Origin of the sequence: Lentimicrobium sp. S6 (assembly GCF_013166635.1) — a bacterium.
Lineage (GTDB): Bacteria > Bacteroidota > Bacteroidia > Bacteroidales > UBA12170 > UBA12170.
Genome location: NZ_JABKBZ010000148.1, coordinates 1 through 3,656, shown reverse-complemented (window position 1 = coordinate 3,656; position 3,656 = coordinate 1). Strand labels below are relative to the sequence as shown.

Here is a 3,656-nt window from a genome sequence, read left to right as displayed (position 1 = left end):
TTCTTTAGATTTAACAGAAGGAATCATCGCCAATCAATTTTAGATAAAATCATTCAGAGATGCGTAGAGCATAAACCGATTGCTTACGCTTCGATTAAATTACACGAGACTTAAATGGGTAACCCTATTAAAATAAATGTCGGACCTAATAAAGGACATTTCGTAAACTGGAATGAGATAACTGAATTAAAAATTCATAATCAATTACAAGGACCAGTATTCTTGCTAATTTTCGTAAAAAAACCGCAAAAGTTCATTCAAAACTCAACTGGAATTAAAAGACTTCAATTAAAAATGAATAATAAATCGCATAAGACACCTTTGAGTATTGCTACAGATTGGCTCGAATGTAGTTTTGAAGACCTGTTAGAGATAATGGAAGGAAAAATAATGAAAAACGGAGCCCAACAAAAAACATAGTGCATTTGGAAATCAGAGTAATAAATGACGATATTAGCTATAAATAAAGTAAGTGGTAATTTGAAAAATAAAGGTTTCAAAAATCCAAACGCACCATGTTCCAAACGTTACCGTGCATTTGAAAACCCAGATCTACGAACATGAATGAAAAAATAAACGAAGAACTTTCAAAATTTGACGTTAGTTATAATTTGAGCGCAACCCCAAAGGAAAATTAACCATCATAATAAGAAAAACAAATAATATGAGAAACATAATCTTTGTAGCCTTAATAACCCTTTTTTGTTTAAGCTGTGATAAAGAAGAAATTACCGAGAGACCGATGAGCCAAACTGACATTTGGAATTGTTATAATGATTCAGAATGGTCTGATGTGAAAATTAAAAATGCATTAATCGGAAAATGGAAATGGACTTATACTGAGAGTTACTGGGCACCAGAAAATGGCATGAATACGGAAAGTGAAAATACCGTAATTGAATTCTTTAATGATTCAAGTTTGCAAATCATAGAAAATGGAGAACTTACAAACACAGCAAAATGGACTGTTAAACCCAAAGATGGAGAGTTATTTGGATTAGAATTGGATTCTACCATAACGACCTTATTATATGGACGTATTCTAATTTGTGGAGTAACACTGGAATGCAACAATAGCTACATTGATGGTAGTGATAATTATTTTATTAAAATCGATTAAACACTTGACAATTCCATAAGAAAAACCATTTGTTGACTAAGAATTTAATTAAAAACGACACGGTAACAAAAGCTATATGTAATGCGGGTTTCAGTAGGTAATTCAACCTCAGTTCTCCGCATTAGCACCGCCAATTCGTCTTCGAAGATTGACGGTAAATTTGAAATATTATATAAACGAATTGGCTCAGTGGCAACTTGACAATGAAGTATTTCAAATTCCCGCACTCCACATAGCCAAACCGTTGGCACCAATAATAAGAAATGAGAGGATTAGAAATATTATATGATGATTTTTACGAACTAGAACCGAATGACTATTACGGAATCATTAAGTTCTATGAATCAAATATTTTAATCCTGGAAAACAAATCAAGTTTCAAAGACAAAGCTGATTTCGAAGAATTTATTCTTCTCCAATGTCAGTACATTATAAGTCTTGAGAAGACTGGAAAATATAGAAAGACCATATCGAAAGCTGAAATGGTAATACAATTGTTAGATAATAATTCCAAAACTTACAATATTGACTTAAATATTTACACCACATATTGGAGTATATTAACAAGCAAAGGAAGAGCTTTCTATAATTTAAAGGATTATAAAAACTCTATTCCTATCTTCGAAAGATTAATTGAATGGGACTCAGACAATGATAATTTTAAAAATTGGTTGAATGCTTCTAAATCAGAAAAAAGAAACTTGATTAATAAGTATTTATATAGTTTAGCATTTATACTTTTTATTGTCTCTTTTATACTTGAATCACGAGAAATTAAAGGAATACTTATGATATTAGGATTTATCATAGCATTCACTGGAACAATTAATGAATATTTTGGAGACAAAATAATTTTATGGCTAAGGAAATAATAAATTACTGGTGCCAACAAAAAACATAGTGCAATTGGAAAACAGAGTAATTAATGACGATATTAGCTATAAATAAAGTGAGTGGTAAATTGAAAAAAATAGGTTTCAAAAATCCAAACGCACCATGTTCCAAACGTTGGCGGTAATTTAAAGAGACAAAATTGCAGAATGAAAAGTAAATATTGGATTTATATAACAATTGCTTTAATCCTGTTTTTGGTATTTACACCAAGACAGATAATGTATCCTGATTGGAAATATTTAGGATGGTTAATGTTTGGAGTTATATTCTTCTTGCTACCTGTTTCAGTATTTAAAACTGTAAAAAATTATAAACCCTATGGAGCACTAGCAATCACTTTAGCTTTTTTGACTCCTTTAATATTTGGACCAAGTTTTGGGATTTATCACGGTTATCGAGAAAAACAACAATTATTAAAAAATGGTATCTGGTCTGAATCTAAAGTAGTTGAAAAAAAATATGCTTCTCATAGGACAAAGTCATGGTTAATAAAATGTTCATATGAAGTATGCGGTGAAATATATAATACAAGTTTTGAGAAAGACTCTCTTAATCAATACAAAATAGGTGATGAAATTGAGATTATTTACTTGAGAGGCTTCCCTAAAATATATCGATTAAAGGACGAATGGGGAGAAAAATTTTAAATTGTATATGAAAAAAGAAATTCTAATAGTGATTTTTACTTTATTGGGCACGACTGCATTTGCTGATTACGACCCGCCTCCGCTTCCTCAATTAATTATTGAATCCGATGTGATTTTAGAAGGTGAAATTATTGACCAAGACTCATTGACATTCACTTTAAAAATAATAGATTGGATTAAAGGTGACTCAATTTCAAAAAATATCACAATTGAAAAATTTGAAGACTGGACTTGTGCAAACAGAATAATAAAATATGAAATAGGACAAAAAGAAATTGTATTTCTTCTTCAGCATAAAAAGACAAAAAAATGGATTTCGATGGGAGCAGGAAATGAAGGAGAACTTTTAATACAAAATGATTCAATTACCTATGAGGACATATATTGGGATTCGAAAAGTGGCTGTGTGAAAATTGATTATTTCGGTCAAGAAGTTTGCGGATGGAAATACACATTAAAAGATTTTAAAGAGGGAATTGAATTTTATATTTCAGAATTTCCTAGATTAAAAAGTGAGTATAAAACAGAAAACAAAATTGAAAATAGACTAAAAGGAAATTCACCATATAAACGAATGATTTATGAGTCTTTCAATTTCTTTTTGTTTGGAGAAATGGAATAAAAACTACCGCCAACAATGTATAAAAATAATAGCCGAAACAGTAGTAAATTCAAGGGTTGTAGCCCGCTTCAACTTTCTTGTAATTTGACAGGAAAGTGCCACGCAGTCGGCTACTATTCTTATACTAAACGTTATATGCAAGCCAAAAGAAAATAAATGAAAAATATTACAGGTTTCTTATTAATCATTGTTTTAATAATTGGTCTTGGTTCATGTATAAATGAAACTAGATATACGAAAAATGATTGGATATACCGGCGTTATTGTGCCAGTCATACCGACGTTATTGTGCCAGTGTGAACAGCTATAATTTCTAGGCTAAATTTACACATTAATTTGTTTCATTTTCACACATTAATTTTCCTAAATATTT

General features: G+C 30.3%; 5 protein-coding genes. All 5 read left to right on the top strand.

Translation table 11 applies throughout. The features are described from left to right. The first annotated feature begins 114 nt into the window (after positions 1–114). A complete protein-coding gene (locus HNS40_RS21770; protein WP_172284827.1) occupies positions 115–420 on the top strand; it encodes an STM3941 family protein in 306 nt (101 codons plus the stop codon). Positions 421–664: 244 nt separating this feature from the next. Then, positions 665–1,120 carry a hypothetical protein gene (locus tag HNS40_RS21765; protein WP_172284826.1) on the top strand — a complete coding sequence of 152 codons (456 nt, stop codon included), beginning with the start codon at positions 665–667 and terminating at the stop codon, positions 1,118–1,120. Positions 1,121–1,383: 263 nt separating this feature from the next. After that, on the top strand, positions 1,384–1,992 hold the full coding sequence (locus HNS40_RS21760; RefSeq protein ID WP_172284825.1) for a hypothetical protein: 609 nt from the start codon (positions 1,384–1,386) through the stop codon (positions 1,990–1,992). A gap of 168 nt (positions 1,993–2,160) precedes the next feature. Further along, positions 2,161–2,661 carry a hypothetical protein gene (locus tag HNS40_RS21755; RefSeq protein ID WP_172284824.1) on the top strand — a complete coding sequence of 167 codons (501 nt, stop codon included), beginning with the start codon at positions 2,161–2,163 and terminating at the stop codon, positions 2,659–2,661. A gap of 7 nt (positions 2,662–2,668) precedes the next feature. Then, complete coding sequence (locus tag HNS40_RS21750; protein ID WP_172284823.1) at positions 2,669–3,283, top strand: hypothetical protein; 615 nt, start codon at positions 2,669–2,671, stop codon at positions 3,281–3,283. Positions 3,284–3,656 lie beyond the last annotated feature (373 nt).

Coding starts and splice junctions, on each gene's coding strand:
- HNS40_RS21755 (WP_172284824.1), top strand. CDS start 2,161: ATGAAAAGTAAATATTGGATTTATATAACAATTGCTTTAATCCTGTTT.
- HNS40_RS21750 (WP_172284823.1), top strand. CDS start 2,669: ATGAAAAAAGAAATTCTAATAGTGATTTTTACTTTATTGGGCACGACT.
- HNS40_RS21760 (WP_172284825.1), top strand. CDS start 1,384: ATGAGAGGATTAGAAATATTATATGATGATTTTTACGAACTAGAACCG.
- HNS40_RS21765 (WP_172284826.1), top strand. CDS start 665: ATGAGAAACATAATCTTTGTAGCCTTAATAACCCTTTTTTGTTTAAGC.
- HNS40_RS21770 (WP_172284827.1), top strand. CDS start 115: ATGGGTAACCCTATTAAAATAAATGTCGGACCTAATAAAGGACATTTC.